We start from the raw sequence: 26,499 nt of genomic DNA on the forward strand, positions 1-26,499 counted from the left end.
AATGCCCCCGGCCGGGCACGCCCGTCTTGAAGGAACGCGACAGGCACGCCGAGGGCCCGCCATAGGATCCCGACCATGGCCGGACCCGCACGCGACACACGGGGCATCGTCGACGCCCCCGACCTGTTCACCCGCGTGCAATTCCGCCTGCGCGAACCCGCCCCGCCGCTGCGCCTCTGGCTGGAGCACTACTGGCTGATCGACTGGGACCTCACGGAGCCGTACACCTCGCATGTGGTCCCCCACCCGTCGGTCCATCTCGTCCTCCAGCGGCACGAGTCCGGCAACAGGACGGAACGGGCCGGCTTCGCCGAAGTCGTCGGCATCGTTCAGGGACTGTTCAGCCAGCGGCTGGAGGGCCGCGGACGCGTCTGCGGCGTGAAGTTCCGGCCCGGCGGGTTCCGGCCGTTCGCACCGGACCGGCCCGTGTCGGCGTGGACAGGGCAGCGGCTCCCGGCCCAGGAGGTGCTCGCGGCGCCGGCGGTCGGCACCGTCCTCGATCCCGGCACGGAGGACGCCCGGGTCGCAGCACTCGACGCGTACCTGTTGCCGCTCGTACCCCCGCCGGACCCGCAGGCCGAACGCGCGATGGCACTCGTCGAACTCGTGCGCACGGACCGCTCGCTGCTCCGCGTCGACGCGCTGGCCCGGACCGAGGGCCTGTCCGCACGCTCTCTGCAGCGGCTCTTCTCCACGTACGTGGGTGTCGGGCCCAAGTGGGTCATCCTGCGGTACCGCATCCACGAAGCGCTGCAGCGCGCCGAGACGGAACCGGACATCGACTGGGCCGCGCTCGCCGCCGATCTCGGCTACAGCGACCAGGCGCACCTGGTCAGGGACTTCACGGCGACGGTGGGCGTGCCACCGACAACCTTTGCGCCCCGCTGACCTCGGCCCGCTGTCCCGGCCCGCTGTCGGCGCCGCGCACTACAGTCCCCCCATGGAACGCACCGCGCCGGTCCCTGCCCCTCTGCGGATCGAGCCCTGGTCGGACGACGACCTCGAACTGCTCCGCCTGGCCAACGCCCCCGAGCTGATGGACCACCTCGGCGGTCCCGAGACCGAGGAGCAGCTCGAAGCCCGCCACGCCCGGTACGCGGCGCTGAGCGCCGACCGGACGGGCAGGGGCCGCATGTTCCGGATCTCCTTGGCCGCCACGGGCGAGGGGGTGGGGACGATCGGTTTCTGGGAGACGACCTGGCAGGGCGAGCAGGTGTACGAGACGGGGTGGGCGGTCCTCCACGGCTTCCAGGGGCTCGGCATCGCCACGACGGCGACGAACGCCGTTGCCGAGCAGGCACGGGCCGAGCACAAGCACCGCTTCCTGCACGCCTTCCCGTCCGTCGCCAACGCGGCGTCGAACGCGGTGTGCCGCAAGGCCGGCTTCATGCTCCTCGGCACCTGCGACCTGGAGTACCCGCCGGGCCGTCCCATGGTGGCCAACGACTGGCGGCTGGACCTGTACCCGGACCGCTGACCGCACCCACCCTGAACCCGGCGGCCCCGGCCCGCGTCCGCGCCGCGGAAACCTCTCGCTGCCGTGCCCGCACAGTGGCATCCTGGCCAGGTGAACGGACCCGAGATCGCCCTCGAAGTAGCCCCGGAACTGCGGCTCTTCGTCGCCCACGAGCGCCGGCAGGGGCGCACCGGCGTCGTCACCGACGGCTCCTCGACCCTGGGACACGTCGTGGAATCCCTCGGTATCCCGCTCACCGAGGCCGGACAGCTCCTCGTCGACGGACGCCCCGTGCCCGTCTCACACATCCCCGGTACGGGCGAGCTGGTCGAGGTGCGGGCCGTGCAACGCCCGCAGCAGGTCCCCGGCGCCCCGCTCCGCTTCCTGCTGGACGTTCATCTGGGCACGCTCGCACGCCGGTTGCGGCTCCTGGGCGTGGACGCGGCGTACCAGAGCAAGGACATCGGCGACCCGGCGCTGGCGGCCCTCTCGGCGAAGGAGCAGCGGGTGCTGCTCTCCCGCGACCGGGGGCTGCTCAGGCGGCGGGAGATCTGGGCGGGGGCGTACATCTACAGCGACCGCCCGGAGGAGCAGCTCCGCGACGTCCTGGGCCGTTTCGCGCCGGCACTCGCGCCGTGGACCCGCTGCACCGCCTGCAACGGGCGGCTCGCGGCGGCCGACAAGGACTCCGTGAGCGCCCGACTGGAACACGGCACGCAGGAGGCCTACGACGTGTTCGCGCAGTGCACGGACTGCGGGCGGGTGTACTGGCGGGGCGCCCACCACGCCCGCCTGGAGGCCGTCGTGGCCGACGCCGTGCGCGAGTTCGGCGAGCTCCGCAACGAGGCGCCGACCGCGTAGCCACCGCGTCCGGACACCACGGGCTGCCTCCTCCCGCGCATACCCGTCCGAGGCCGCCGACCCTGCCGCGTACACCCGCCTGCCCGGGCCACCGACCCTGCCACGCCCGACGACTCCTACGGCTGCTCGGCCGTCAGATAGCGCTGGACCGTCGGCGCGAGCCAGGCGACGATCTCCTGCCGGGACATCGAGACGGCGGGTCCGATGCGCAGGACGTACCGCGCGAGCGCCATGCCCAGGATCTGCGAGGCGACGAGCGCCGCCCGGCGCGGTGCATCGGCCGGGTCGGGGCAGACGCCGGCCGCCACCGGCCCGAGCTGATCGGCGAAGACGGCCCGCATCCGCTCGGCTCCCGCTTCATTGGTGACGCCCACCCTGAGCAGGCCCGTGAGCACGTCGTCCTGCTCCCAGCGGTCCAGGAAGTGCTCGACGAGGACCGCGCCGATGTGCTTTCCGGGCAGGGCTCCCAGACCGGGAATCCGCAGATCGATCTCGGACGCCGCGGCGAACAGCCCCTCCTTGGAACCGTAGTAACGCATCACCATCGACGGGTCGATGCGCGCGTCGCGGGCTATGGCGCGGATGGTGGCGCGCTCGTACCCGTCGGCGGCGAAGCGCTCGCGTGCGGCTTCGAGGATCGCTGCCTTGGTGGCGTCCGAGCGGCGCGGGGAGGAGGGGGCTTGCGCTGTCATGCCAACAATCGTAGGCCAACACGTGTTGACACGCCACATCCATGCGCTCTATGTTTGCCAACAAGCGTTGACCCACAACCGTTGGCATTGCACAGGAGGCCGTCATGACCGGCACGTCCAGCACCGCGTCCAGCACCTCGGGCACCCTCGACGTCATCGTCGTGGGCGCAGGACCCACCGGCATGCTCCTGGCGGGTGACCTCGCCGCCCGAGGCCTGTCGGTCACCCTCGTCGAGCGCCGCCCGCAGGAGACGGGCAACATGACGCGCGCCTTCGCCGTCCACGCACGCACCCTCGAGCTGCTCGGCACCCGCGGCCTCGCCGACGAACTGATCGCGACCGGCACCCTCCTCACCCGGATGCGGCTCTTCGGCAGGCTCTCGCTCGACCTGTCGCGGCTGCGGACCCGTTACCCCTGTCTCCTCATCACCCCGCAGTACGAGGTGGAACACCTGCTGGAGCGCCGCGCACGCACGGCGGGCGTGACCTTCCGGTACGGGACGGAGCTGCTGGGCCTGAGCCAGTCCGCCGACCGGGGCACGGTCACCGCCGAGATACGGGACACCGACGGGACCCGCTCCACCCTCGTAGGGAAGTACCTCGTCGGCACCGACGGAGTCCGCAGCTCAGTCCGGCACGCCCTCGGGCTGCCCTTCCCGGGCGAATCCGTGATCAGGTCCATCGTCCTGGCCGACGTCCGCCTCGCGGAGGAACCCCCGAGCCTCCTCACCGTCAACGGGGTGGGGGACGCCTTCGCCTTCATCGCCCCCTTCGGCGACGGCTGGTACCGGGTCATGGGCTGGAACCGCACCCGGCAGGCCTCCGACAACGAGCCCGTGGAGCTCGACGAACTGCGCGAGACCGCCCGCCTCGCGTTCGGCACCGACTACGGGATGCACGACGCCCGCTGGATCTCGCGCTTCCACAGCGACGAACGCCAGGTGTCCGCCTATCGCACCGGCCGGGTCTTTCTGGCCGGGGACGCCGCCCACGTCCATTCCCCGGCCGGCGGGCAGGGCATGAACACCGGACTCCAGGACGCCGCGAACCTGTCCTGGAAACTCGCCTCAGCCCTGCACGGGCACAGCGCCGACCCCGAAGCACTCCTCGACAGCTACCACACCGAACGGCACCCGGTCGGCACCGAGGTCCTCCGCGCCAGCGGTTCGATCATCCGTCTCGCCATGGCCAGGACCCCGCTGCAACGAGCCGTGCGCGCCGCGGTCACCCGCCTGCTGTCCGCCGTGCGACCGGCCTCGGACAAGGCGATCGGGATGATCACCGGCATCGGGATCTCCTACCCCGCGCCTCGGGGCAGCCATCGCCTCACGGGCACCCGCGCCCCCGACCTGAAGCTTCTCGAAGGCCGGCTCCACGACCTCCTGGGCGACGGCTCCTTCACTCTGATCACGCCCCCGGACACCCCCACCCCGGCGACCCCGGCGCCGCTCGTCCACGCGCACTGGACCGGAGACCGCACCACCACACTGCTCGTCCGCCCCGACGGATACATCGCCTGGGCCGGCGAGCACCCCGACACCGAGGCACTGCGCGAGGCCATAGCCCGATGACCGCCGGGCCGGGGCCGGAGGACGGCGCACGGCAGCGCCTCCGCCGCAGCCCCGCAGCCCCGCAGCCTCGCAGCCCGGTCCCGCACAGCGCCTTCCGGCTGCCGTGAAACGCTGCTCCCATGCTGATCGCCCGTTCCGTCGCACTCTTCGCCGTTGCCGCGCTGTTCGAGATCGGTGGCGCCTGGCTCGTATGGCAGGGCGTGCGCGAGCACCGCGGCTGGATCTGGATCGGCGCGGGCGTCATCGCGCTCGGCGCCTACGGTTTCGTGGCGACGCTCCAGCCGGACGGGGAGTTCGGGCGCATCCTCGCCGCGTACGGCGGGGTGTTCGTCGCCGGTTCGATCGCCTGGGGCATGGTCGCCGACGGCTACCGCCCCGACCGCTGGGACGTGATCGGCGCACTGGTCTGCCTGGCCGGCATGGCGTTGATCATGTACGCACCCCGCAACCACTGAATCCGCGCTCCGGCCGACTGCCTATCCTTGGCCGTACCGATCAACTGTCCGAGGAGTTCGCCATGGCCGCCACCCCCATCGCCGTCATCACCGGCGCGAGCAGCGGCATCGGCGCCGCGACCGCCCGACAGCTGGCCGCTGCCGGATACCGCGTCGTGCTCACCGCCCGCCGCAAGGACCGCATCGAGGCGCTCGCCGCCGAGCTGACCGAGGCGGGCCACCAGGCAACGGCCTACGCCCTGGACGTCACCGACCGTGTCGCGGTCGACGAGTTCGCCACCGCGTTCCGCTCCCTCGCCGTCCTCGTCAACAACGCGGGCGGAGCCCTCGGCGCCGACCCCGTCGCGACCGGCGACCCCGCCGACTGGCGCCAGATGTACGAGACGAACGTCATCGGCACGCTGAACGTCACCCAGGCCCTGCTCCCCGCCCTCACCGAGAGCGGCGACGGCACGGTCGTGATCCTCTCCTCCACGGCCGCGTTCTCCTCGTACGAGGGCGGCGGCGGCTATGTCGCGGCCAAGCACGGCGAGCACGTCCTGGCCGAGACCCTTCGCCTGGAGATCGTCGGTACCCCGGTCCGCGTCATCGAGGTCGCGCCCGGCATGGTCAAGACCGAGGAGTTCGCCACCACCCGCTTCCGCGGCGACACCGAGAAGGCGGCCAAGGTCTACGCGGGCGTCGACGCCCCGCTCACGGCCGACGACGTGGCCGACACGATCACCTGGGCCATCACCCGCCCCAGCCACGTCAACATCGACCTCCTGGTGGTACGCCCCCGCGCCCAGGCCTCCAACTCCAAGGTCCACCGCACACTCTGAGGACAGCGAGCGGCAGCGGCGGGTCCCGGGGCGAACAGCATGCGCGCACAGCTGAGCCCCCGGACCGCCGCTGTGCGGCCCGGGGGCTCCGTCTGCGTTCAGGGATCCGGGCTCAGCCCTTCACGCACACGACCTGCTTCAGCTTCGCGACGACCTCGACGAGGTCGCGCTGCTGCTCGATGACCTGCTCGATCGGCTTGTACGCGGCCGGGATCTCGTCCACGACGCCGGAGTCCTTCCGGCACTCCACGCCCCGCGTCTGGTCCTCCAGGTCCTTCGTCGAGAAGCGACGCTTCGCGGCGTTCCTGCTCATCCGCCGCCCCGCGCCGTGCGAGGCGGAGTTGAACGACTTCGCGTTCCCCAGCCCCTTCACGATGTACGAACCGGTGCCCATGGACCCCGGGATGATCCCGAAGTCACCGGAGCCGGCACGGATCGCGCCCTTCCGCGTGACCAGCAGGTCCATGCCTTCGTACCGCTCCTCCGCCACGTAGTTGTGGTGACAGGAAATGACCGGTTCGAAGGCGACCTTCGCCTTCTTGAATTCCTTCCGGACAACGTCCTGGAAGAGCCCCATCATGATCGCGCGGTTGAACTTCGCGTACTCCTGCGCCCAGAACAGGTCGTTGCGGTACGCCGCCATCTGCGGGGTGTCCGCGATGAAGACGGCCAGGTCACGGTCGATGATGCCCTGGTTGTGCGGAAGCTTCTGAGCCTGCCCGATGTGGAAGTCGGCAAGCTCCTTGCCGATGTTCCGGGATCCGGAGTGCAGCATCAGCCATACCGATCCCTCCTCATCAAGACAGAACTCGATGAAGTGGTTTCCGCTTCCGAGCGTTCCCATCTGCTTTGTGGCACGATCCTGCCGGAATTTGACCGCATCGGCGATCCCGTCGAACCGCGACCAGAAGTCGTCCCAGCCCGCTGTCGGGAATCCGTGCAGCTTTCCCGGGTCCACGATGCTGTCGTGCATTCCGCGGCCCACCGGGATCGCCTGCTCGATCTTCGACCGGAGCCGCGACAGGTCCCCCGGCAGGTCGTTGGCCGTGAGCGAGGTCTTCACCGCGGACATTCCGCAGCCGATGTCCACGCCCACCGCGGCCGGGCAGACCGCTCCGTGCATCGCGATCACCGAGCCGACGGTCGCACCCTTGCCGAAGTGGACGTCCGGCATGACGGCCAGACCCTTGATCCACGGCAGCGTGGCCACGTTCCGCAGCTGCTGCATCGCGACGTCCTCGACCGAAGCCGGATCGGCCCACATGCGGATGGGAACCTGCGCACCCGGCACCTCTACATACGACATGACCCCTCAATTCCCCCGAAAAGACTCAAAGCGCAAAACCGGTGCCGAGGTCGGCAAACAGGTCGGCCGACCGGCATTCACAGCGGCGCGTGCGATACACATTGTGTCCATCGGCCGCCATCGAGCGGCAACCTGTTTTCCGTACCGAAGGGAGCCTGGGACCGTGCGACACATGGCGTACGTACCCGGCGTCGCGCTTCTCGCAGCGCTCGTCGCCGGCTGCAGCGCCGGCTCCGGCGCCGACGACCCCGCCGCCGACAGCAAGCCCGGCAGCCCGACGGTCTCGGCCGCGCCCCCGGGCAAGTACCGGACGCTGCCCGGATCCTGCAGCGCGGTGCCGCGTTCCACCCTCAAGGACCTGCTGCCGGGCGCCGCCGAGCTGCCCCAGGAGCAGCAGGACAAGGTGTACGAGGGCACGGCCTCCGTCACCTTCGACACGGACCGCAAGGTCGGGTGCCGCTGGAAGTCGGAGGCCCCGGACGCGTCCCGGAATCTGTCCATCGACCTCGAGCGCGTGGTGTCGTACGACCCGGCGGTGAGCGACGACGACCGGGCCCAGGACGTGTACGCGAAGAAGGAGAGCGCCGCCGGACTGTCGGGCGGGCCGAGCAGCTCCGTGTCCGGGACGCCCACGGGGTCGCCCAGCGGGAAGCCCAGCGGCTCCCCCTCCGGCACTCCGAGCGGCTCCCCCTCCGGTACTCCCGGCGGGTCGGCCTCCGGCACGCCCGCGACGCCCTCCGCACCCGAAACCGGCTCCGACGAGGACCTGCGGCCGCGTCTGCTCGACGGCCTCGGCGACGCCGCATTTCTGGACGATGCGCTCACCAGGGCAGGTTCCACCGCACAGCACCGCACCGTGAGCGTGGTATTCCGCACATCGAACGTCATAGTGACCATCGAGTACACCGAGCAGTCCGCCCTCGTCACCGAGGTTCCCGACAGCAAGGAACTCCAGGAGAAGGCCCAGGCCCTGGCCCGGAAGCTGGCCGAGACGATCAGCGAGTAGCCCGGGTCCGGCGGCCCCGCCGGGGCCGTACGGTGCCCTCCCGGGACGTGTGACGGAGGCGGCATCCGGCCGCCGTCCGTCGTACCGTGGCCCTTCGGTACGACGGTCGGCCAGGCCGACGTACCCGCCCGCCCGACCATCCGCACGACCGAGACCGCCGTGCCGTCCGAGTGAAGGAACCATGCACCGATCCGCCCCGCGACTGTCCCGCATACTCGTCTGCGCCGCTGTTCCGGTGATGCTCGTCGTCGCCGGCTGCTCGTCGGACCCCGACGACACGAAGGGCTCGGGCTCCTCCACCTCCCCGGGTGCGAAGAAGTCGCAGCCGAGCGTCGAGCCTGCCAAGTTCGCCGCGCTGCCCGACGCCTGTACGTCGATCGGCAAGAAGACGATCGAGAACCTGGTTCCGAAGACGAAGAACAAGGGCGGCACGCCGGGCCGGTCCAGCGACAGCGCCAGCCGTGGCAGCTGCTCCTGGAACGGCCTGGACGACAACGGCGTCAAGGGTTCGCAGTACCGCTGGCTCGACGTCGGCTTCACCCGCTTCGAGTCGGACGACGCCCTCGGCAGCGGTGCCAAGCGGGCGACGGACGACTACACGAAGCAGATCGCCAAGGCGCAGGCGACCGAGGGCGCCCAGAAGGTCTCGGCCGCGCCCGCCGCCGGTATCGGTGAGCAGGCGACCGCCGTGACCTATGGCCTCACCAAGACGAGTGAGGACTTCAAGTACGCGACGATCGTGGCCCGTACGGGCAACGTCGTCGTCACCCTCACCTACAACGGTGCGGGGTACGCGGGTGCCAAGGCACCCGCCGCCGCCGACATCCTGAAGGACGCCCAGACGGCGGCCAAGGAGGCGGTCGCCGCGGTCGCCGCGGACGAGGACGAGGCTGCCGCGACGGTGAAGCCCTCGGCCAAGCCGTCCGGCAAGGCCTCGGGGTCGGCCGACACCAGCTCGTAACCCAAGCCCGGCAGGGACACGAACGCACCTGCCCAGAGGCGTACTTGCCCAGCCCGGCCCTCCCCCGAGGGCCGGGCTTCGCACCCTCCCCGCGCAACATCACTCGCACGCATGTGCCAGGCTGTGCCCGCGCCGGATACCGAGGCAGGGCCGGTCCATCAAAGTCGGGAGGGGAACGCGGGTGGCCGCAATGCAGCTGACACGCACGCACCGCGTACTCATCGGGGTTGTCGTCGCCGGTGCTGTACTCATTGCCGCGATCGGGTTCGCAGGCTCCTACGCAGCGGTGCGCGAGCTCGCGGAGGAGAAGGGCTTCGGCCAGTTCTCGATCGTCTTCCCGATCGGCATCGACGCGGGCATCTGCGTCCTGCTGGCACTGGACCTGCTGCTGACCTGGATGCGCATCCCGTTCCCGCTGCTGCGCCAGACCGCGTGGCTGCTGACGGCGGCGACCATCGCGTTCAACGGCGCCGCCGCGTGGCCCGACCCGCTGGGCACCGGGATGCACGCGGTGATCCCGATCCTGTTCGTCGTCTCCGTCGAGGCCGCCCGGCACGCCGTGGGCCGGATCGCGGACATCACGGCCGACAAGCACATGGAGGGCGTGCGGCTCACCCGTTGGCTGCTCTCCCCCGTACCCACGTTCAAACTGTGGCGCCGGATGAAGCTGTGGGAGCTGCGCAGTTACGAGCAGGTCATCAAGCTGGAGCAGGACCGGCTGATCTACCAGGCCCGCCTTCAGGCCCGCTTCGGCCGCAACTGGCGCCGCAAGGCGCCCATCGAGTCGATGATGCCGCTGCGTCTGGCGAAGTACGGTGTTCCGCTCGCCGAGACGGCTGCGGCCGGTCTCGCAGCCGCGGGCATCGAGCCCGCCCTGCTGCCACCGGCCCCGGCAGCCGTCGAGGCGGGGCAGCAGCCCCAGCTCGCCTACGCCCCGCAAGGGCCGGAGCAGCAGCCCGCCGCGCCCCGGCAGCAGCATCCGCAGCAGGGCCGGGAGCCGGCCCCGGAGCACCAGCCCGATGAGCAGGGCGAGTGGCAGGAAGGCCCCGGCTCGCACGACAGCCCTTGGTTCGCGGCGCCGCAGGAGGCGTACGAGGGCACGTACAACCCCACGTACGTCGAGGGTCTGGAGCCCTCCCCGGTCATGATCCCCTCGGGCCCCGGTGGCCGGACCCGACCGCTCGGCAACGTGGGGACGATCGGTGCGTTCCCGCACCCCCGCAGCGCGGAACCGCAGCCCGGTGAGGAGCAGCCCGCCCCCCACCAGGAGCAGCAGGCAGCCCGCCCCGAGGCCCCGGTGGCCCGGCGCGCGTCGCAGGAGCCCCTCGGTGAGACTGCGGAGGCCGACCCGGCCGAATGGGCCGAGGCCGAGATCGAGTTCAGTGAGATCGCGTACGACGTGTTCACCGCGTACACGCATCAGCACCAGGACTACCCGAGCGCCGAGGTGCTCGACATCCACCTCTCGGACGGCCACAACGTGCGTCATCCGCGCAGCGCGGCCCTGCTCCGCCGGCTGCTGCCCGGCTTCAAGCAGCGCTTCGACAACGAGATGACCGCGGACCACATCGCGTAGAACGCGGCAGCGCAGGACGAGACGGGCGGGCCGCTCAGCGGCCCGCCCGTCCGTACGTCCGCGGTGCTACGCGCCGAGCAGCGTCCGCACCCGGTCCGCCCCGACCGCAAGAAGCAGCGTGGGCAGCCGCGGCCCGGTGTCACGGCCGACGAGCAGCCGGTACAGCAGCGCGAAGAAGGAGCGCTGGGCCACCTTCAGTTCGGGCGTCGGCTTGGCATCCGGCGCCACTCCCTCCAGCACCTTCGGGACTCCGTAGACGAGTGTCGTCAGCCCGTCCAGCGACCAGTGCGAGTCGAGCCCTTCGAGCAGCAGCCGCAGCGACTCGCGGCCCTGTTCGTCCAGGGAGCCCAGCAGCTCCTTGTCCGGATCGTCCCGGACGATGGTGCGGGCCTCGGCCGGCACCTGGGTGGTGATCCAGTTCTCGGCCCGGTCGAGCCGCGGCCGCGCCTCGTCGAGCGAGGTCAGCGGGTTCTCGGGGTCGAGCTCGCTGAGGATGCGCAGCGTCTGGTCCTGCGCACCGGCGGTGATGTCGGCGACCGAGGCGAGCGTGCGGTACGGCAGTGGGCGGGGGGTGCTGGGCAGGTCCCCGGCGGCCGTACCGATGGCCCGCGCGTAGGCGGCGGCGTCGGCCGGCAGTACCGTGCCGTCGGCCACCTTGCGGGCCAGCGAGTCCCACTCGTCGTAGAGCCGCTGGATCTCCTGGTCGAAGGCGATCTTGAAGGACTGGTTGGGCTTGCGGCGGGCGTACAGCCAGCGAAGGAGCGGTGCCTCCATGATCTTCAGCGCGTCGGCCGGGGTCGGCACGCCGCCCTTGCTGGAGGACATCTTCGCCATGCCGGAGATGCCGACGAACGCGTACATCGGTCCGATCGGCTGGACGCCGTCGAAGATCTCGCGCACGATCTGGCCGCCGACGACGAAGGAGGAGCCCGGCGAGGAGTGGTCCACGCCGCTGGGCTCGAAGATCACACCCTCGTAGGCCCAGCGCATGGGCCAGTCGACCTTCCAGACCAGCTTGCCGCGGTTGAACTCGTTCAGCCGGACCGTTTCGGCGAAGCCGCAGGCCGAGCAGGTGTAGTTCAGCTCGGTCGAGTCGTCGTCGTACGAGGTGACGACGGTGAGGTCCTTCTCGCAGTTGCCGCAGTAGGGCTTGTACGGGAAGTAGCCGGCGGTGTTGCCGCTGCCGTCGTCCTCGTCCGCCGCGCCGGAGCCCTCGGCGGCCTCCAGCTCGGCCTCGTCGACCTTCTTCTGCTGGGGCTTCTTGCCGCCCGCGGCACCGTCCTTCTTGGTCCGGTAGCGGTCCAGGACGGCGTCGATGTCGGCGCGGTGCTTCATCGCGTGCAGGATCTGCTCGCGGTACGTGCCGGCCTGGTACTGCTCGGTCTGGCTGATGCCGTCGTACTCGACGCCGAGCTCGTCCAGCGCCTGGGTCATGGCGGCCTTGAAGTGCTCGGCCCAGTTCGGGTAGGCGGACCCGGCGGGGGCGGGCACCGAGGTCAGCGGCTTGCCGATGTGCTCGGCCCAGGACGCGTCGACGCCCGCGACCCCGTTCGGGACCTTGCGGTAGCGGTCGTAGTCGTCCCAGGAGATCAGGTGCCGCACGGTGTGGCCGCGGCGGCGGATCTCGTCGGCGACGAGGTGCGGGGTCATGACCTCGCGGAGGTTGCCCAGGTGGATCGGGCCGGACGGGGAGAGGCCGGACGCGACGACGACCGGTTTGCCAGGCGCACGTCGCTCCGATTCGGCGATGACATCGTCCGCGAAGCGGGAGACCCAGTCGGTCTCGGTGCTGCTCTGACTCGAAGCCACGGTCGGCACGTCCTTCTCTCGTGTAGGACTCGTAGGGGCAACCCCTCGCAGGGGCACCCCCATTCTCCCAGCTACCGCCCACAGCGCGAAAACGGCTTTACGCCCCGTGGGATACTTGGGTGATCTCTTGTCCTCTACGGAAACGGCAGCCGGCTCATGGCTTCGGTCACTTCCCTCGCTTCCACGCTCCAGCAGCAGCTGGCGGACGCCCTGACGGCAGCTCTGCCGGAGGCCGGCACCGCGGACCCGCTGCTGCGCCGAAGCGATCGGGCCGACTTCCAGGCCAACGGGATCCTGGCCCTCGCCAAGAAACTCAAGGGCAACCCGCGCGAGCTGGCCTCCCAGGTCACGGCGGCCCTCCCGACGGGTGATCTGATCAAGGACGTCGAGGTGTCCGGCCCCGGCTTCCTGAACGTCACGCTCACCGACGGGGCGATCATCCGGACGCTCGCCGCGCGCGCCGCCGACGGCGACCGGCTCGGTGTCCCGCTGAAGGCCGCCGCCGGCACGACCGTGATCGACTACGCCCAGCCGAACGTGGCCAAGGAGATGCACGTCGGTCACCTGCGGTCGGCGGTCATCGGTGACGCGATGGTCCAGATCCTCGAGTTCACCGGCGAGAACGTCGTCCGGCGCCACCACATCGGCGACTGGGGCACCCAGTTCGGCATGCTCATCCAGTACCTCTTCGAGCACCCGGACGAGCTGAAGCACGAGGGCGGCCAGGCGGACGGCGAGGCGGCCATGTCGTCGCTGAACCGGGTCTACAAGGCGTCGCGGGTCCTGTTCGACTCCGACGAGGAGTTCAAGGCCCGTTCGCGTGACCGGGTGGTGGCCCTCCAGGCCGGTGACCCGGAGACGCTGGCGCACTGGCAGCGGTTCGTCGACGAGTCGAAGATCTACTTCTACTCCGTCTTCAACAAGCTCGACATGGAGATCCGCGACCCCGACATCGTCGGTGAGTCCGGCTACAACGACATGCTCGAGGAGACCTGCCGGATCCTGGAGGAGACGGGCGTCGCCGTCCGCTCCGAGGGTGCGCTGTGTGTGTTCTTCGATGACGTGAAGGGTCCGGACGGCAATCCCGTCCCGCTGATCGTCAAGAAGACGAACGGCGGTTACGGCTATGCGGCGACCGACCTCTCCGCGATCCGCGACCGGGTGCAGAACCTCAAGGCGGACACCCTGGTCTACGTGGTCGACGCCCGTCAGTCCCTGCACTTCAAGATGGTCTTCGAGACGGCCCGCCGGGCGGGCTGGCTGAACGAGGACGTCCATGCGCACCAGTTGGCGTTCGGTACGGTCCTGGGCAAGGACGGCAAGCCGTTCAAGACCCGTGAGGGCACGACGGTGCGGCTGGAGGACCTGCTGGACGAGGCCGTCGAGCGGGCCACCGCAGTGGTGCGCGAGAAGGCCGTGAAGGTGGGCCTGTCCGAGGACGAGATCGTCGAGAACGGCCGGTACGTCGGTGTCGGCGCCGTGAAGTACGCGGACCTGTCGACGTCGGCGGTGCGGGACTACAAGTTCGACCTGGACCAGATGGTGTCGCTGAACGGCGACACGTCGGTGTACCTCCAGTACGCGTACGCCCGGAGCCGCTCGATCCTGCGCAAGGCCGGGGAAGCGAAGCCCGTGGCGCACCCGGAGCTGGAGCTGGCTCCGGCCGAGCGTGCGCTGGGCCTGCACCTGGACCAGTTCGGCGAGGTCCTGGCCGAGGTGGCGTCGGAGTGCGAGCCGCACAAGCTGGCCGCGTACCTGTACCAGCTCGCCTCGCACCTCACCACGTTCTACGACCAGTGCCACGTGCTGAGCGAGGAGAATCCGGCGGAGGTCGTCGAGAACCGGCTGTTCCTCGTCGAGCTGACGGCCCGGACCCTGCACCAGGGCATGCGGCTGCTCGGCATCCGGACGCCCGAGCGCCTCTGACCGTACGACTGCCGAGGGCTGTCCGGGGCTCGCGCCCCGGACAGCCCTCCGTCATGTCCCGGCAGCCCCCTCGCACGGGCCTCGGAGCCCGCTCTCCGTATGGCCGGGCGCCGTTCGGCCCGACGCGTGAGCTGCAACACATTCGACGCGAACCCGCTCTTCCCCCGGCATTGCGTGGTTGATTCGCAGAAGCCGTGACTGGCGGAATTGAGTACGGGGGAAAACATGAACAGGGCTCACATTAGAACGGCTGCCGCACCATCCGAAATAGTGTTACCGACGGGCGCACCCCGGATTCGGCGCGGGGCCACGTAACGCCCCCGGACGGGAACACGGGGAAGCCACGGGACTGCCGTGCCGGAGTCATTTGCCGCCCTCCGCGCGCAATACGCCGCGATTCCACTTGCCGGAAACCCACTCGGCTTTTAACGGCGCACTTGCTCGCCCAACATGGCATTCCGGCCGAGGAGTTGGTACTTACTCCGGAGTAGTGCGCGCCGTACTGGGCGGTAGATCGCACGGTCGCCGTATCGTGGGATCACAGGACCGACTCAGGAATGCAGCAGAACACGGTGGGACGGCACCCGCATTCCTGTCCGTTGCGCCGATCCCGGCGGGACTCCCGGGATCACGCGCCCGGCGGAACAACGGGTGCGGGGGTGATGAGCGGCAGGCCGGGCGGGCCTGCCGGGCGACAGGATCGATTGCTTCCACCGTTCGGGAAGCAAGGGGGATACGTGGAGAAGCGGCTGACCTTCAAGGTGTTAGGGCCCCTGGAAGTGACCTCCGGGGCCGCGCAGGTCCCGGTGGGAGGGCCACGGCACCGGACCATTCTCGTCGTGCTTCTGCTCAGCCCGGGCAGGATCGTGCCGGTCGACACCCTGATCGAGGCCGTGTGGGGCAACCACCCGCCGGCCACCGCCCGTACCCAGGTGTCCATCTGTATCGCCGCGCTGCGCAAGACGTTCAAGGCCGCCGGTTTCCCCGGCGAGGTGATCGTCACCGCCCACCCCGGCTATCTCCTCCAGGTCGGCATGCACCAGCTCGATTCGGAGGAGTTCTCCGCACTGGTCTCGGCGGCCGAGCTCGCGGTCAGGAACAACAAGCTCGCCGAGGCCGCCCGTTGCTATGCGGACGCGCTGAAACTGTGGCGCGGCCGGCCGCTGGCGGGCGTGACGGGCCGGCTGGTGGAGGACGAGGCCCAGCGGCTCGAGGAACTGCGGCTCGACACCTACGAGAACGCCACGGCCGTGCACCTGCAGCTCGGCGACCACCAGAAGATCCTTCCCGATCTGGCGGCGATGGTCCGCGAGCATCCGCTGCGCGAGCGGGCGCGGCATCAGCTGATCACCGCCCAGTACCACTCGGGCCGGCGGGCCGAGGCCCTGGAGACCTTCCGGGACGGACGCCGCTGGCTCATCGACGAACTCGGCCTGGAACCGGGCCCGGCCCTGTCCGAACTGCACAACGCGATCCTGCAGGACGAACCCTCGCTGACCGCGAGCGGCCCCGAAGGCGTGGGCGGCGAACCGCTGTTGCTGTCGAAGCCCGTCGGCGACCCGCTGGAACTGCCTCCCGACGTATCGGGGCTGGCGGGCCGCAAGGAGGAGCTGGCCCAGCTCGACGAACTCCTCGAACTGGGCGCGGTGGCCCACGGCCCGGCCACGGGCCTGATCACCGGTGTCGGCGGGGTCGGCAAGACATGCCTGGCGGTCCGCTGGGCGCACAGCGTCTCCGACCGTTTCCCCGACGGCCAGCTCTTCGCCGACCTCCGCGGCTACGACGAGCATCTGGAACCCACCACAGCGGGTGAGATCCTCGGCCGGTTCCTGCGCTCGCTCTCGGTGCCCATAGGGCAGATCCCGGCCGAACCCGAGGAGCGCGCCGCCCTCTACCGCAGCCTGCTCGCCGACCGCCGGGTCCTGGTGGTGCTGGACAACGTGCGGACCTACGCCCAGGTGGGGCCGCTGCTGCCGAGCAGCGGAGGCTGCTGCGTCCTGGTCACCAGCCGGGAGCAGCTGTCCGAGATGGTCGCCTGGCCGCCGCAGGCCTGGGTGCGGCTCGGCCGGCTGTCACCGTACGAGGCGGTCGAGCTCCTCGGGAAGATCGTCGGCGAGGAGCGCATCGCGGCCGATCCGCCGTCCGCCGCCCGGCTCGTGGAGCTGTGCGACCTGTTGCCCCTGGCCCTGCGGATCGCCGGGGCGCGGCTCGCCTCCAAACCGCACTGGACGGTGTCGCGCCTGGTGCGCCGGCTGAGTGACGAGCGGCTGCGGCTGGACGAGCTCAGCTCGGGGGAGTCGCAGGTGCGCGCCAGTTTCGCCCTGACGTACCGCGGTCTCTCCGCGCCGACGGCGCTGCTGTACCGGAGCCTGGGACTGCTCGACGTACCGGATTTCGGCGCCTGGGTCGCCGCCGCGCTCCTGGACACGGACCTGCTGACCGGGGAACGGCTCATCGAGCAGCTGGTCGACGCCCAGTTCCTGGACGTGGTGGGCCTGGACGCGACCGGGCACCCCCGCTACCGGTTCCAGAACCTGCTGCGGCTGTTCGCCCGTGAACGTGCCGAGGCGGAGGAGACCCCCGAGGAGCGGCAGGCCGCACGGCAACGCGCCTTCCGTGCCTATCTCTCGCTCGCCGAACAGGCTCACCGGCGCGCCTACGGGGGCGACTTCAGCATCATCCACAGTTCGGTGCCCCGCCATCAGCTGCCCGACGAGCTCGGCGCCGGGCTGCTCACCTCGCCGCTCGACTGGCTGGAGACCGAGCGGCTCTCCCTGGTCGCGGTGGTCGACCAGGCCGCCGCGCTCGGCATGGACGAGCTCGCCTGGGATCTCACGATGTCCATCGTGGTGCTCTTCGAGACGCGCAACTACCTCGACGACTGGCGCGAGTGCAGCGAGCGGGCGCTCGCCGCGACGAGGGCGGCCGGCAACGCCCGTGGCCAGGCAGCGATGCTGCACAATCTCGGCGCTCTGGAGATGCGGCAGCGCAACTTCGGTGAGGCGTACACGTCCTTCACCGAGGCTCTCGCGCTCCATGACCGGGCGGGCGAGGAGCACGGCCACGCCCTCGTACTGCGCAACATGGCCATGATCGACGAGATGCGCGGGGATCTGGAGACCGCCATGGACCGCAGTGCGCAGGCCCTGGCGACGTTCCGGGCGGTCGGCGACCTCTCCTCGGAGGCCCACGTACTGAACAACATGGCGCAGATCGAGCTGGACCGTGGCCGTACGGATTCGGCGCAGCGGCTGAGCCTCGAGTCCCTGCGGGTCTCCACGGCGATCGGTGAGGGCGGGGCCCGCAGTCTGGCGCTCGGTACCCACCGGCTGGCCCGGGTGTACCTCGCGCAGAACGAGTACGGCCTGGCCGAGGAAGCGTTCCTGCGGATGATCCGGATCGTCCGGGCCAAGGCCGACATGTTCGGTCTGGCCCATGGGCTCCTCGGGCTGGGCGAGGCCAGGCTGGGTGCGCGGAGCTGGGCGCAGGCCAGGGGAACTCTGCTGCATGCCCTGGAAATCGTCGGACTGGTCGACAGCGCTCTGGTTGAGGGGAAAATCAAACTGGCTCTCGGTGAGGCGTGCTGGGAATGCGGTGAGCACTCCGCCGCCCGGCAGTATTTCGCCGACGCCCGGGACGACTTCATCCGGATCGGTGTCGAGACGTGGGTGGAGCGGGCGCATCTGGCACTCGCCGGAACGCTTCCCCGGGAAGAGACGCCGGAAATCCCCTGACGGGTCCTCGATCCGCTACTGGGCCCCTCACTCGACCCCACCTCCCGATCCACCGCCGGAATCCCGGAATCCCTTTCCTGTGATATCTGCCGTCCGGAAAACCGAAAACAGAGCGATAATGAGCCGAAACCCTCGCGGCATACCGTTCATCGCATAGCAGGTTGACGACATGGGGGAAGTAATGCAGAACGTCCGTAACACCATCGCCACCGTCGCGGTCACCACCGTTCTCGCGGGGCTGTGCGCATTCGTGGGCGCCGGATCCGCCGCAGCCGCGCAGTCCGCCGGCAACGGGCCCGCCGTGCCGGCCGCCGGTGTCCCCGCCCAGGCGGCCGACGGCACGAATGACGAGAGCTGGCACTGAGCATCCGCGGGCCGGAGCGGTACGCCCGGCCCGCGCAGATCGACAGCGGGCGCCGGAACACCGGCGCCCGCTCCGTGTGTCCGCTCCCGGAGACCACTCCCGCCGCCCTTCCCGCGACCGCTTTCCGGTGGCACGGGCGGCGAAAAATATATCCGCGATATACGGGGACGGTACGGTCCGCGCCACGCAGTCAGCAGTCGAAATGACAGAGAGTGCCCATGGCGCCCCCTTACAACATGTTCGAGAACAGCGGCGGCCGCGGGGCTGAGGACAGCTCCGCGGCCGTGTTCCGCGCGCTCCGCGCCGGCGGAGACACGCATGTCTGGTGGTGGCGCCAGCCGTTGCGCACCGACCCCGCCGATCTCGCCCTGCTCAACACCGAGGAGTTCCGGCAGGCCCTGTGCCTTCACTCGGAGCGGGATGCCGCGGCGTACGTCCACACGAGGGCAACGGCCCGCCGGGCCATCGGCGAGCTCCTCGACGTCGCACCCGAGGACGTCGACATCGAGAAGCCGCTGTGTCCCGTCTGTGGGGACCCCGGGCACGGGCCCACGCGTCTGAGCCGCCCCGACGTGCCCTTGGCCATCAGCCTGGCCCGTACCGGCGGTCACACCGTCCTCGCGGTGGGGACCGGAACGACGATCGGCGTGGCCGCGGAGCGCCTGCGGCCCGTGCGCCAGGACGTGCTGACCGAGTCGTGGCTCACCGCGGACGAGGCGCTCCATCTGCTGGGGCTACCGCGGGGCGCTGTCCGGGACGAGGTCTTCTACCGATGTTGGACCCGGAAGGAGGCCGTCCTCAGAGCGTTGGGGCACGTACCGGACGGCATCCGGCCGGACCAGATCGAGTCCTACCCGGCCACGACGGACACCGTGTTGATGCACTGTCCCGGCACCCCCGACGAGCAGCACCCCGACGGTCGGACCGTCTGGGTCGTCCGGGATCTCGCGCTCTCCGGACGCGCGGCCGCGGCGGTCGCCCAGCCTGCCGAGACCGAGCCGGCCTGCGGCCCGGTACGGACGCACCTGCCCGGCGGCAGGGCGCGCCCCCTTCCCGGCACGCCGTGACACCGCGTGCGCCGGGACCCGTGCGCACGCACCGCGGCACGCACACGCACTGCGGCACGCGCACGCACCGCGGCACGCACACGCACGCACGCGCGTACCGCGGTACCGCACGCTCAGCGGGCGGCGGTGGCTTCGGGCTGTCCGCGGTGTGCCGTCTCCTTCAGCAACCCGGCGAGGAGCAGCACCAGTTCGTGGAAACGGTAGAGCGGCCGGCCCTGGCGGTCGACGCCGCAGATGTCGAGCAGCGCACCGTCCACCAGCTGTTCCAGGCGTTGCTCCGCAGCCGACTCCCGGGTCCCCAGATACGTGGCCGCCCGCTGGGCGGGGAACGATTCCACGCCGATGTCCGCCAGCTGGGTCAACGTGGTCCGTGCCTGGTCCGCTCCGGGCAGCTGCCGCAGCGCCGGCATCAGCGCGCCGACCACGTCGATGCCGCCGAAGGACAGCTCCCGGAGCCTGGTCCCCGGATCCGCCAGCCGGTCGGCGAGCCGTGCGACGGGCCAGTAGGGGCGCGCCGCGAGCCTGCAGCCGGTGATGCGCAGGGCGAGCGGCAGCCCCGCACAGTAGGCGAGCACATCGTCCGTCGCGTCGGGTTCGGCGAGGAGTCGCGCGCGGCCTGCGGACGCGGCCAGCAGGTCGAATGCGGCGCCGTCGCCGAACGGGGCGAGCGCGGTCGTTCTCGCGCCGGTCACCTGGGTGAGCCGGGCGCGGCTCGTGATCAGGACGACGGCGTCCGGTGACCCGGACAGCAGAGGGTCCAGCCCGCGGCTGCCGACCGCACCGTCGAGGACGACCAGGAGGCGTCTGCCCGCCGTGCGCGCCCGGTAGAGGCGCACCAGCTCGTCCAGTTCCGTGCGTCCGTCCGCGCCGCTGCCCGTACCGCCTGTGCCGACGTGTTCGCCCAGCCCCCGCAGGAGCGTCGTGAGGACCTCGGCGGGCGGTCTCGCCCGGCCGTCGGGCCGGGCGAGCTCGGCGAAGAGGAAGCCGCCGGGATAGTGCGCCGCGCTCGTGTGGGCGGCGTGCAGGGCCAGCGCGGTCTTGCCCACGCCCGCCATGCCGGTGACCAGCAGGTGGCGCGGTCCCCTCCCGGCTGCGGAGTCCGCCAGCTGGGTGCGCAGGGCCGCGAGTTCGGCCTGGCGCCCGATGAACTCCTCGGTGTCCGGGGGGAGCATCGCCGGGGCGTCCTCGTCCTCGTAGCCGGAGTGCTCGGGTTGCTGGATCCTGCTCCCGGGCCCGGGCCCCCGGCTGCCGGCGAGCACGGCCTCGTACGTCGATCCGAGGGCCTCGCCGGGGTCGATGCCCAGTTGGTCGGCGAGGAGGCTGCGGCCCTCGTAATAGCTCTGCAGCGCGTCGCTCTGGCGCCCGCCGCGGTAGTACGCCGTCATCAACTGTGCACGGAGCTTCTCCCGGAGCGGGAACTGTGCGACGAGTCCGGTGAGTTCGGCGGTCAGTTGCTCGTGCCTGCCGAGTGCGAGGTCTGCCTCGATCCGGCTTTCGAGCGCGTGCATCCGCGCCTCCTCGAGCTGAGGAAGCTCGGCGTCGGCGAGGTGTTCGGTGACGTTGGAGAGCGCGCTTCCCCGCCAGTGCCCCAGCGCCTCCGTGAGCAGCGCCCCGGCCTCCCCGAAGCGCTTGCGGCGCAGCGCGGCGCGCCCCAGCTTCTCCAGCCGCTCGAACTCCAGGAGGTCGACCCTGCAGTGCGGCGCCGCGAGCAGGTAGCCGGGCTGGCGGCGCTCGATCCTGACCTCGTCGCCGAGGAGTTTGCGCAGCCTGGACATGTACGTATAGATCTGTGCGCCGGACGTCGCCGGCGGCTCCCATCCCCACAGGAGCGTGTTGAGTCGGGTGTCGGACACCACGCGGCCTCTGGCGAGCAGCAGAGTCGCGAGCACCGTGTGGACCTTGGAACCGGACAGCGCAACGCGTGTGCCGTCCTTGTGAGCTTCAACCGGGCCGAGGACTCGGAAGTCCATTCGGCACCCCCCGTCTGGCTAATACGAACGTGTGCTCGCTGCAGAAGCTATGCGGGGGCTTTATTCGCGGGTTATCCGTTCGGTAACGCCGTGGCCTTGGCCTTGTGACGAGGAGGTGGAAGCCTCGCCCTGACGCACGGTCCCCGGGCCGGAACAGGCCGGGACGGGCCGCGCGGCTGAACCGGCGGCCCGTCATCTCCGGTGGTCGGACATGCGTTTCAGCCCGCGGTGACCTCGACGTCACGGCCGAGGAGCGCCGCGACGACCTTGTGCACGTGCTTGCCATTGTCGGAGTTCGTCATCACGACACAGCCGTTGCCGGACCGCAGTTGCAGCGAGGTCAGCGCACGGAACCCGGCCGTCTGCCCGCCGTGCCCGAACTCCGGGTCGGCCATCGAACCGTCGACCACGGTGCCCAGGCCGTAGAAGCTCCCGGGGAAGGCCTCCGTGAGCATGACCCCGGCGGACTTCGCGGACAGCAGGTCCGAGAAGCCCAGATGGGCCTGCCGGATCTCCACCGCCAGCTGGGCAAGATCGGAGGGCGAGGACCACAGCCCGCTGCCCGCGAGCACCGGACGCATCCGGTAGCCGTCCAGGAGCGCACCGCCGTGCTGGTCGTGACCGTCGGCGATGTCCCGGCCGACGGCGTGCGGGTCCTCGGGGGCCAGGAAGGAACTGTCCCGCATGCCCAGCGGCCCGAACACCAGCTCCGCTGCCAGCTCCTGGAACTCCTGTGCGGTCACATCCGTCAGCAGCTGCTCGATCATGGCCCACTGGCTGCCTGCCTTGCGGAACAGCGCCCCGGGCTCGTGCTCGGCCTCCACCTCATCCAGTACGGCGGTCAGTTTCGGCATGGCCTCACCCGGCCGCCACCAGGTGCCGGGAGTCTGTGACAGGCCGGCCGTGTTCGACAGCAGATGGCGCAGGGTCAGTGGTCTGCCGCCTGCCGCCCTGGGTGCGCGGCGACCGGTCAGATAGCCGTCGATGTCCGCGTCCAGGTCGAGCACGCCCCGGTCGACGAGACGCAGCGCGGCGAACGCCGTCACGTGCTTGCTGATCGAACCGGCCTGGAACCGGGTCCTCAGCGTCACCGGAGCACCGGTCCCGGTCGCCCTGACCCCATGGGCCTGCAACCCGACCAGCCGGCCGTCCTTGAGGAGCGCGACCGCGGCACCGGGCACCCCGTGCGCCTCCATCGCCCCGGCCACGTCGGACGCGGCCTGCGGTCCTCCTGCGGTAGCAACCGTCATCGGCCTGCTCGCTCCCCCACCGGTCTCATCGATCCCATCGATCCCATCGATCCCATCGATCCCATCGGCCCCATCCGCCTTCGTGCCGTCGATCGTCAGCGCGAGATCCTCGATCGTCTCGCTGTCCAGCAGCATGCGCAGGGTGAGGTCGAGCCCGGCCTTCCGGGCGGCGGCCATCACGTGGACGATGCGCATCGAGTCGGCTCCCAGATCCAGCAGCCGGTCCCGTACGCCCACATCGGGAACCTGGAGCACCTCGGTGCACGTCTCCACCAGCAGCCGCTCGGTCCTGGTGCGCGGCGCCACGTACTCCCGGTCGGCGACCAGCGCCGTACGGCCGGGTGCGGGCAGCGCCTTGCGATCGACCTTTCCGGCCGCGTTCAGCGGCATGGCGTCGAGCAGGACGAACGCGGCGGGCACCATGTACGAGGGCAGCGACGCGGCCAGATGCGCGCGCAACTGCGCCTGCTCGGCGCCCCCGGTGACCGCGTAGGCGACGAGCAGCTTCTCGCCGTTGCCGTCCTCGCGGGCGGTCACCGTCGCGTCCTCGACCTCGGGGTGGGCCAGCAGCACTTCCTCGATCTCACCCAGCTCGATGCGGTAGCCCCGGATCTTCACCTGGTTGTCGATCCGGCCGAGGCACTCCAGTTCCCCGTCCGCCCTGAACCGGGCCAGGTCGCCGGTCCGGTACATCCGCGAACCCGGCTGACCACCGAACGGTTCCGGAAGGAACCGGTCGGCCGTCAGCCCCGGTCGGCCGACGTACCCGCGGGCCACACCGGCGCCCGCGAGGTACAGCTCGCCGACCACACCCACCGGCACGGGCTGCTGTACGGCATCCAGCACATAGGCCCGGTAGTTGTGGATGGGGCGCCCGATCGGCACGCTGCCGGCGTCCGGCGCGACCTCCCAGGCCGTGGCCCAGACCGTCGTCTCGGTCGGGCCGTACTGGTTGACCAGCCGGTCCACCCGGCCGCCCAGATCACGGGCCAGCGCGGGCGGGCAGTCCTCACCGCCCGTGATGGCGGTAAGGGCGACGCGGCCGAGCCCGGCGGCGACGAGGAGCTTCCACCCCGCCGGCGTCGCCTGGGCATGGGTGACCCCGGCGGTGTCGATCAGCCTCAACTGCGCGGCCGCGTCATGCACTTCGTCGTCATCGGCGAGGACCACCCTGCCGCCCGTGATCAGCGGCAGGTAGAGCTCGGTCGTCGAGATGTCGAAGGACAGGGACGTGGGTGCCAGCCAGACGTGTTCCGGGCCGGCCCCGTACCGCTCCCGCATCGAGAACAGCACGTTCAGCAGGGAGAAGTGCGCGATCTGCACACCCTTGGGGCGTCCGGTGGAGCCGGAGGTGAACAGCGTGTACGCGAGCCGGTGCCTGCGGGACGGGTCCTTCGGCTCCCGGTCCGCCGACGCATCCGGACGAGTGTCCGGCCGGGCCGCGATCAGGGCCCGGTCACGGTCGAGATCGACGACCTCACCGTCGTAGCCTCCGCCGAGACGCTCGTACAGGCCTCCCTGCGTCACGATCAGCCGGGCTCCCGCAGCGCCGAGCATGTAGGTCAGCCGGTCCGCCGGCAGCCCGGCGTCCAGGGGCAGGTGGGAGCCACCCGCCTTCCAGATCCCCAGCAGGCAGGGCAGGGTGTCCGGCCCGCGTCTCAGCAGGACACCGACCACGGACTCGGGCCCCACCCCGGCCTCGCGCAGCTGGTGCGCGATCCGGTTGGCCCGGACGTCGAGCTCGCGGTACGTGAGGGTCTCGGCGCCCACCTGCACGGCGACGGCATCGGGGGTGGCCGAGACGGTCGCCTCGATCACCTCGTGCACGTATCTGCTCATCCCCACTCCACCTCGGTGTCGTTCCAGTCCTCGAGGACCTGGGTCAGCTCCGCCGTGGACAGGAGCGCCGCGTCCACGTCTCCGTCGGGGTCGGCCGCCATGGCCTCCAGCACCGCCCGGTACATGCCGGCGAGCCTCTCCGCGTTCGCCCGGTTCAGCCCGGTGCTGACGGCCCGCAGGACCAGCCGCCCCGGCACGTTGGCGATCGACAGGGTGAACTCGTTGGAGCTGTCACCCGCCCCGCCCTGTACGTCGACCGTCCCGGTGTCCACCTGATGGAAGTCCTGGTAGCGGTACATGATGTCGAACAGCCTTCGCCCGCCGGCCAGGCGTTGCACCGCGGGAAGCGGATGGCGTCGGTGGTTGTACACCTCGGCCTCGCGGTCGAAGACCTGCCGGACCAGTTCGGTCCAGGTCCTTGCCGTGCGGTCGTGGGCGAACGGCAGCGTGTTGAGGTACATGCCGTAGACCCGCTCGGCCCCGGGAACCTCCGGACGTGCGCTGTACAGCACTCCCGTGTGGAAGGCCGGCTCGTTGGTCACCGTGCTGAGCACCTTCAGGTGCGTGGCCAGCAGGACCGCCTTGAACGACGTGCCGCTGGACGTGGCCAGGGCGCGCAGGGCGGGCTCGATGTCGCGGAACTCCACAGACAGCTTGAAGTCCTCACGCGGGGCGCCGTTGCCGTCGCCCCAGTCCGCGGGAAGTACGCACATGGAGTGCCGGTCGACGATCCCCTGCCAGTAGTCCCGGTCCTCGTCCGACGTCAGGGACTCCTGTTCTGCGGCAATGAAGTCGGCGTAGCGCACGGCCGTCGGCTCCGGCGGCTGCGGCTCCTCACCCGCGGCGTACGCGTGGTAGACGTCGAGCACCTCCATCAGCAGCGACTGCTGGCTCCACCCCTCGGTGATGGCGTGGCAGTGCGTGAAGCCGAGGTGCCAGGCCTCGTCGGACTCGACGAGCGCGGCGATACGGAGCAGCGGAGGCCGCCCGAGCTCGAACAGCTCGGCCCGTTCTGCCGCGATGTGGGCCCGCCGGGCGTCCGCGAACTGCTCTGCGTCCAGGTCCCGCAGATCCTGCACGGTCACCGGAATGACGGCGGTCGCCCGGACCAGCTGGAGGGGGATGTCGAACTCCTCGAGGGAGAACGACGTACGCAGCATCTCGTGGCGTTCCACGATCGTCTGCCCGGCGCGGCGCAAGGCGTCGGCGTCGAACGGGCGGCCGTCCTTGATACGGAACGTGGACGTGTTGTGGTACTTGTTCAGCCCGTCGTCGGCGAGCATCTCGACCAGCATGCCGAGCTGCACCTTGGAGATCGGGTACGCGTCGACCAGGCCGGCCGGGAGCGTCGCGCGGATCCCGTCCGACACCTGGGCGAACGGTGCGACCGCCACGTCCTCCTGGCCGGGTTCCGTTCCGGCGAGCGCGGTGGCGAGTCCGGCGACCGTGCGGTGCTGGAAGACGTCCCGTACCCCGGCTTCGAAGCCCTCGGCGCGCAGGGCACCGACCAGGGCGATGGCCTTGATCGAGTGACCGCCCAGGTCGAAGAAGTTGTCCTCGACCCCGACCCTCTCCAGCCCCAGCACACGGCGCCAGACGGCGGCGATGCGTTCTTCGACGGGGTTGCGGGGGGCGAGGTAGGTGTCCTCCGCCGACCCTTCGGGGTCGGGGAGGGCGCGTCGGTCGATCTTGCCGTTCGCGGTCAGCGGAAGGGCGTCGAGCCCGATGAAGACGGACGGGACCATGTACTCCGGCAGCGAAGCCCCGAGCTGCTCAGCCAGGCCATCGATGCTGCCCACGACATAGGCGATGAGCCGCTGGTCCTCCGAGACCAC

19 protein-coding genes are annotated in these 26,499 nt (G+C 70.7%); 13 read left to right on the top strand and 6 right to left on the bottom strand.

The window, feature by feature from the left end:
* The first annotated feature begins 75 nt into the window (after positions 1 to 75).
* The 3 genes from ABZS61_RS10795 to ABZS61_RS10805 all read left to right on the top strand — a co-directional run bounded on the left by ABZS61_RS10795 (position 76) and on the right by ABZS61_RS10805 (position 2,317).
* Entirely contained in the window at positions 76 to 888 is an 813-nt protein-coding gene (locus tag ABZS61_RS10795; RefSeq protein WP_356417812.1) for a helix-turn-helix domain-containing protein, read from the top strand.
* Positions 889 to 940: 52 nt separating this feature from the next.
* Complete coding sequence (locus ABZS61_RS10800; protein ID WP_356417813.1) at positions 941 to 1,477, top strand: GNAT family N-acetyltransferase; 537 nt, start codon at positions 941 to 943, stop codon at positions 1,475 to 1,477.
* Positions 1,478 to 1,567: 90 nt separating this feature from the next.
* A complete protein-coding gene (locus ABZS61_RS10805; RefSeq protein ID WP_356417814.1) occupies positions 1,568 to 2,317 on the top strand; it encodes a Mut7-C RNAse domain-containing protein in 750 nt (249 codons plus the stop codon).
* Positions 2,318 to 2,433: 116 nt separating this feature from the next.
* On the opposite strand, the gene ABZS61_RS10810 is transcribed toward ABZS61_RS10805, so the two are convergent.
* Entirely contained in the window at positions 2,434 to 3,009 is a 576-nt protein-coding gene (locus ABZS61_RS10810; protein ID WP_356417815.1) for a TetR family transcriptional regulator, read from the bottom strand.
* A gap of 104 nt (positions 3,010 to 3,113) precedes the next feature.
* Between ABZS61_RS10810 and ABZS61_RS10815 the strand changes: the two genes are divergently transcribed.
* The 3 genes from ABZS61_RS10815 (at position 3,114) to ABZS61_RS10825 (ending at position 5,856) form a co-directional block, all read left to right on the top strand.
* Positions 3,114 to 4,580: an FAD-dependent oxidoreductase gene (locus tag ABZS61_RS10815; protein WP_356417816.1), complete on the top strand. Its 1,467-nt coding sequence runs from the start codon at positions 3,114 to 3,116 to the stop codon at positions 4,578 to 4,580.
* A 119-nt stretch (positions 4,581 to 4,699) separates the two neighbouring features.
* Positions 4,700 to 5,035 carry a YnfA family protein gene (locus tag ABZS61_RS10820; protein ID WP_356417817.1) on the top strand — a complete coding sequence of 112 codons (336 nt, stop codon included), beginning with the start codon at positions 4,700 to 4,702 and terminating at the stop codon, positions 5,033 to 5,035.
* Positions 5,036 to 5,097: 62 nt separating this feature from the next.
* On the top strand, positions 5,098 to 5,856 hold the full coding sequence (locus tag ABZS61_RS10825; protein ID WP_356417818.1) for an SDR family oxidoreductase: 759 nt from the start codon (positions 5,098 to 5,100) through the stop codon (positions 5,854 to 5,856).
* A gap of 112 nt (positions 5,857 to 5,968) precedes the next feature.
* Here the strand turns inward: ABZS61_RS10825 and ABZS61_RS10830 are convergent, their stop codons facing one another.
* Complete coding sequence (locus tag ABZS61_RS10830) at positions 5,969 to 7,162, bottom strand: RtcB family protein (RefSeq protein ID WP_356417819.1); 1,194 nt, start codon at positions 7,160 to 7,162, stop codon at positions 5,969 to 5,971.
* 172 nt (positions 7,163 to 7,334) lie between these two features.
* On the opposite strand from ABZS61_RS10830, the gene ABZS61_RS10835 reads away from it, so the two are divergent.
* The 3 genes from ABZS61_RS10835 to ABZS61_RS10845 all read left to right on the top strand — a co-directional run bounded on the left by ABZS61_RS10835 (position 7,335) and on the right by ABZS61_RS10845 (position 10,705).
* Positions 7,335 to 8,168 (top strand): DUF3558 domain-containing protein, encoded by an 834-nt coding sequence (locus tag ABZS61_RS10835; RefSeq protein ID WP_356417820.1) that lies wholly within the window; start codon positions 7,335 to 7,337, stop codon positions 8,166 to 8,168.
* Positions 8,169 to 8,349: 181 nt separating this feature from the next.
* A complete protein-coding gene (locus ABZS61_RS10840; protein WP_356417821.1) occupies positions 8,350 to 9,129 on the top strand; it encodes a DUF3558 domain-containing protein in 780 nt (259 codons plus the stop codon).
* Between the two features lie 181 nt (positions 9,130 to 9,310).
* Entirely contained in the window at positions 9,311 to 10,705 is a 1,395-nt protein-coding gene (locus ABZS61_RS10845; protein ID WP_356417822.1) for a DUF2637 domain-containing protein, read from the top strand.
* A gap of 66 nt (positions 10,706 to 10,771) precedes the next feature.
* Here ABZS61_RS10845 and lysS read toward each other — a convergent pair whose 3' ends face one another.
* Positions 10,772 to 12,523, bottom strand: a complete 1,752-nt coding sequence (gene lysS, locus ABZS61_RS10850; RefSeq protein ID WP_356417823.1) for a lysine--tRNA ligase — start codon at positions 12,521 to 12,523, stop codon at positions 10,772 to 10,774.
* Positions 12,524 to 12,670: 147 nt separating this feature from the next.
* Here lysS and argS point away from each other — a divergent pair, with 147 nt between their 5' ends.
* The 4 genes from argS to ABZS61_RS10870 all read left to right on the top strand — a co-directional run bounded on the left by argS (position 12,671) and on the right by ABZS61_RS10870 (position 19,605).
* Complete coding sequence (argS, locus tag ABZS61_RS10855) at positions 12,671 to 14,440, top strand: arginine--tRNA ligase (protein ID WP_356417824.1); 1,770 nt, start codon at positions 12,671 to 12,673, stop codon at positions 14,438 to 14,440.
* 806 nt (positions 14,441 to 15,246) lie between these two features.
* Positions 15,247 to 18,174, top strand: coding sequence for a BTAD domain-containing putative transcriptional regulator (locus tag ABZS61_RS10860; RefSeq protein ID WP_356417849.1), 2,928 nt, complete (start codon positions 15,247 to 15,249; stop codon positions 18,172 to 18,174).
* Between the two features lie 169 nt (positions 18,175 to 18,343).
* A complete protein-coding gene (locus ABZS61_RS10865; RefSeq protein WP_356417825.1) occupies positions 18,344 to 18,538 on the top strand; it encodes a hypothetical protein in 195 nt (64 codons plus the stop codon).
* Between the two features lie 218 nt (positions 18,539 to 18,756).
* Positions 18,757 to 19,605: a phosphopantetheinyl transferase gene (locus ABZS61_RS10870; protein WP_356417826.1), complete on the top strand. Its 849-nt coding sequence runs from the start codon at positions 18,757 to 18,759 to the stop codon at positions 19,603 to 19,605.
* Between the two features lie 113 nt (positions 19,606 to 19,718).
* Here the strand turns inward: ABZS61_RS10870 and ABZS61_RS10875 are convergent, their stop codons facing one another.
* The 3 genes from ABZS61_RS10875 to ABZS61_RS10885 form a co-directional block, all read right to left on the bottom strand.
* Positions 19,719 to 21,575 carry a BTAD domain-containing putative transcriptional regulator gene (locus ABZS61_RS10875; RefSeq protein ID WP_356417827.1) on the bottom strand — a complete coding sequence of 619 codons (1,857 nt, stop codon included), beginning with the start codon at positions 21,573 to 21,575 and terminating at the stop codon, positions 19,719 to 19,721.
* Between the two features lie 218 nt (positions 21,576 to 21,793).
* Positions 21,794 to 24,664, bottom strand: coding sequence for an amino acid adenylation domain-containing protein (locus ABZS61_RS10880; RefSeq protein ID WP_356417828.1), 2,871 nt, complete (start codon positions 24,662 to 24,664; stop codon positions 21,794 to 21,796).
* On the bottom strand, positions 24,661 to 26,499 hold a 1,839-nt coding region (locus ABZS61_RS10885; protein ID WP_356417829.1), incomplete at its 5' end, for a condensation domain-containing protein. The genes ABZS61_RS10885 and ABZS61_RS10880, both read right to left, overlap by 4 nt.

This window comes from Streptomyces sp. NPDC005566 (assembly GCF_040605575.1).
In the GTDB taxonomy this organism is placed as follows: domain Bacteria; phylum Actinomycetota; class Actinomycetes; order Streptomycetales; family Streptomycetaceae; genus Streptomyces.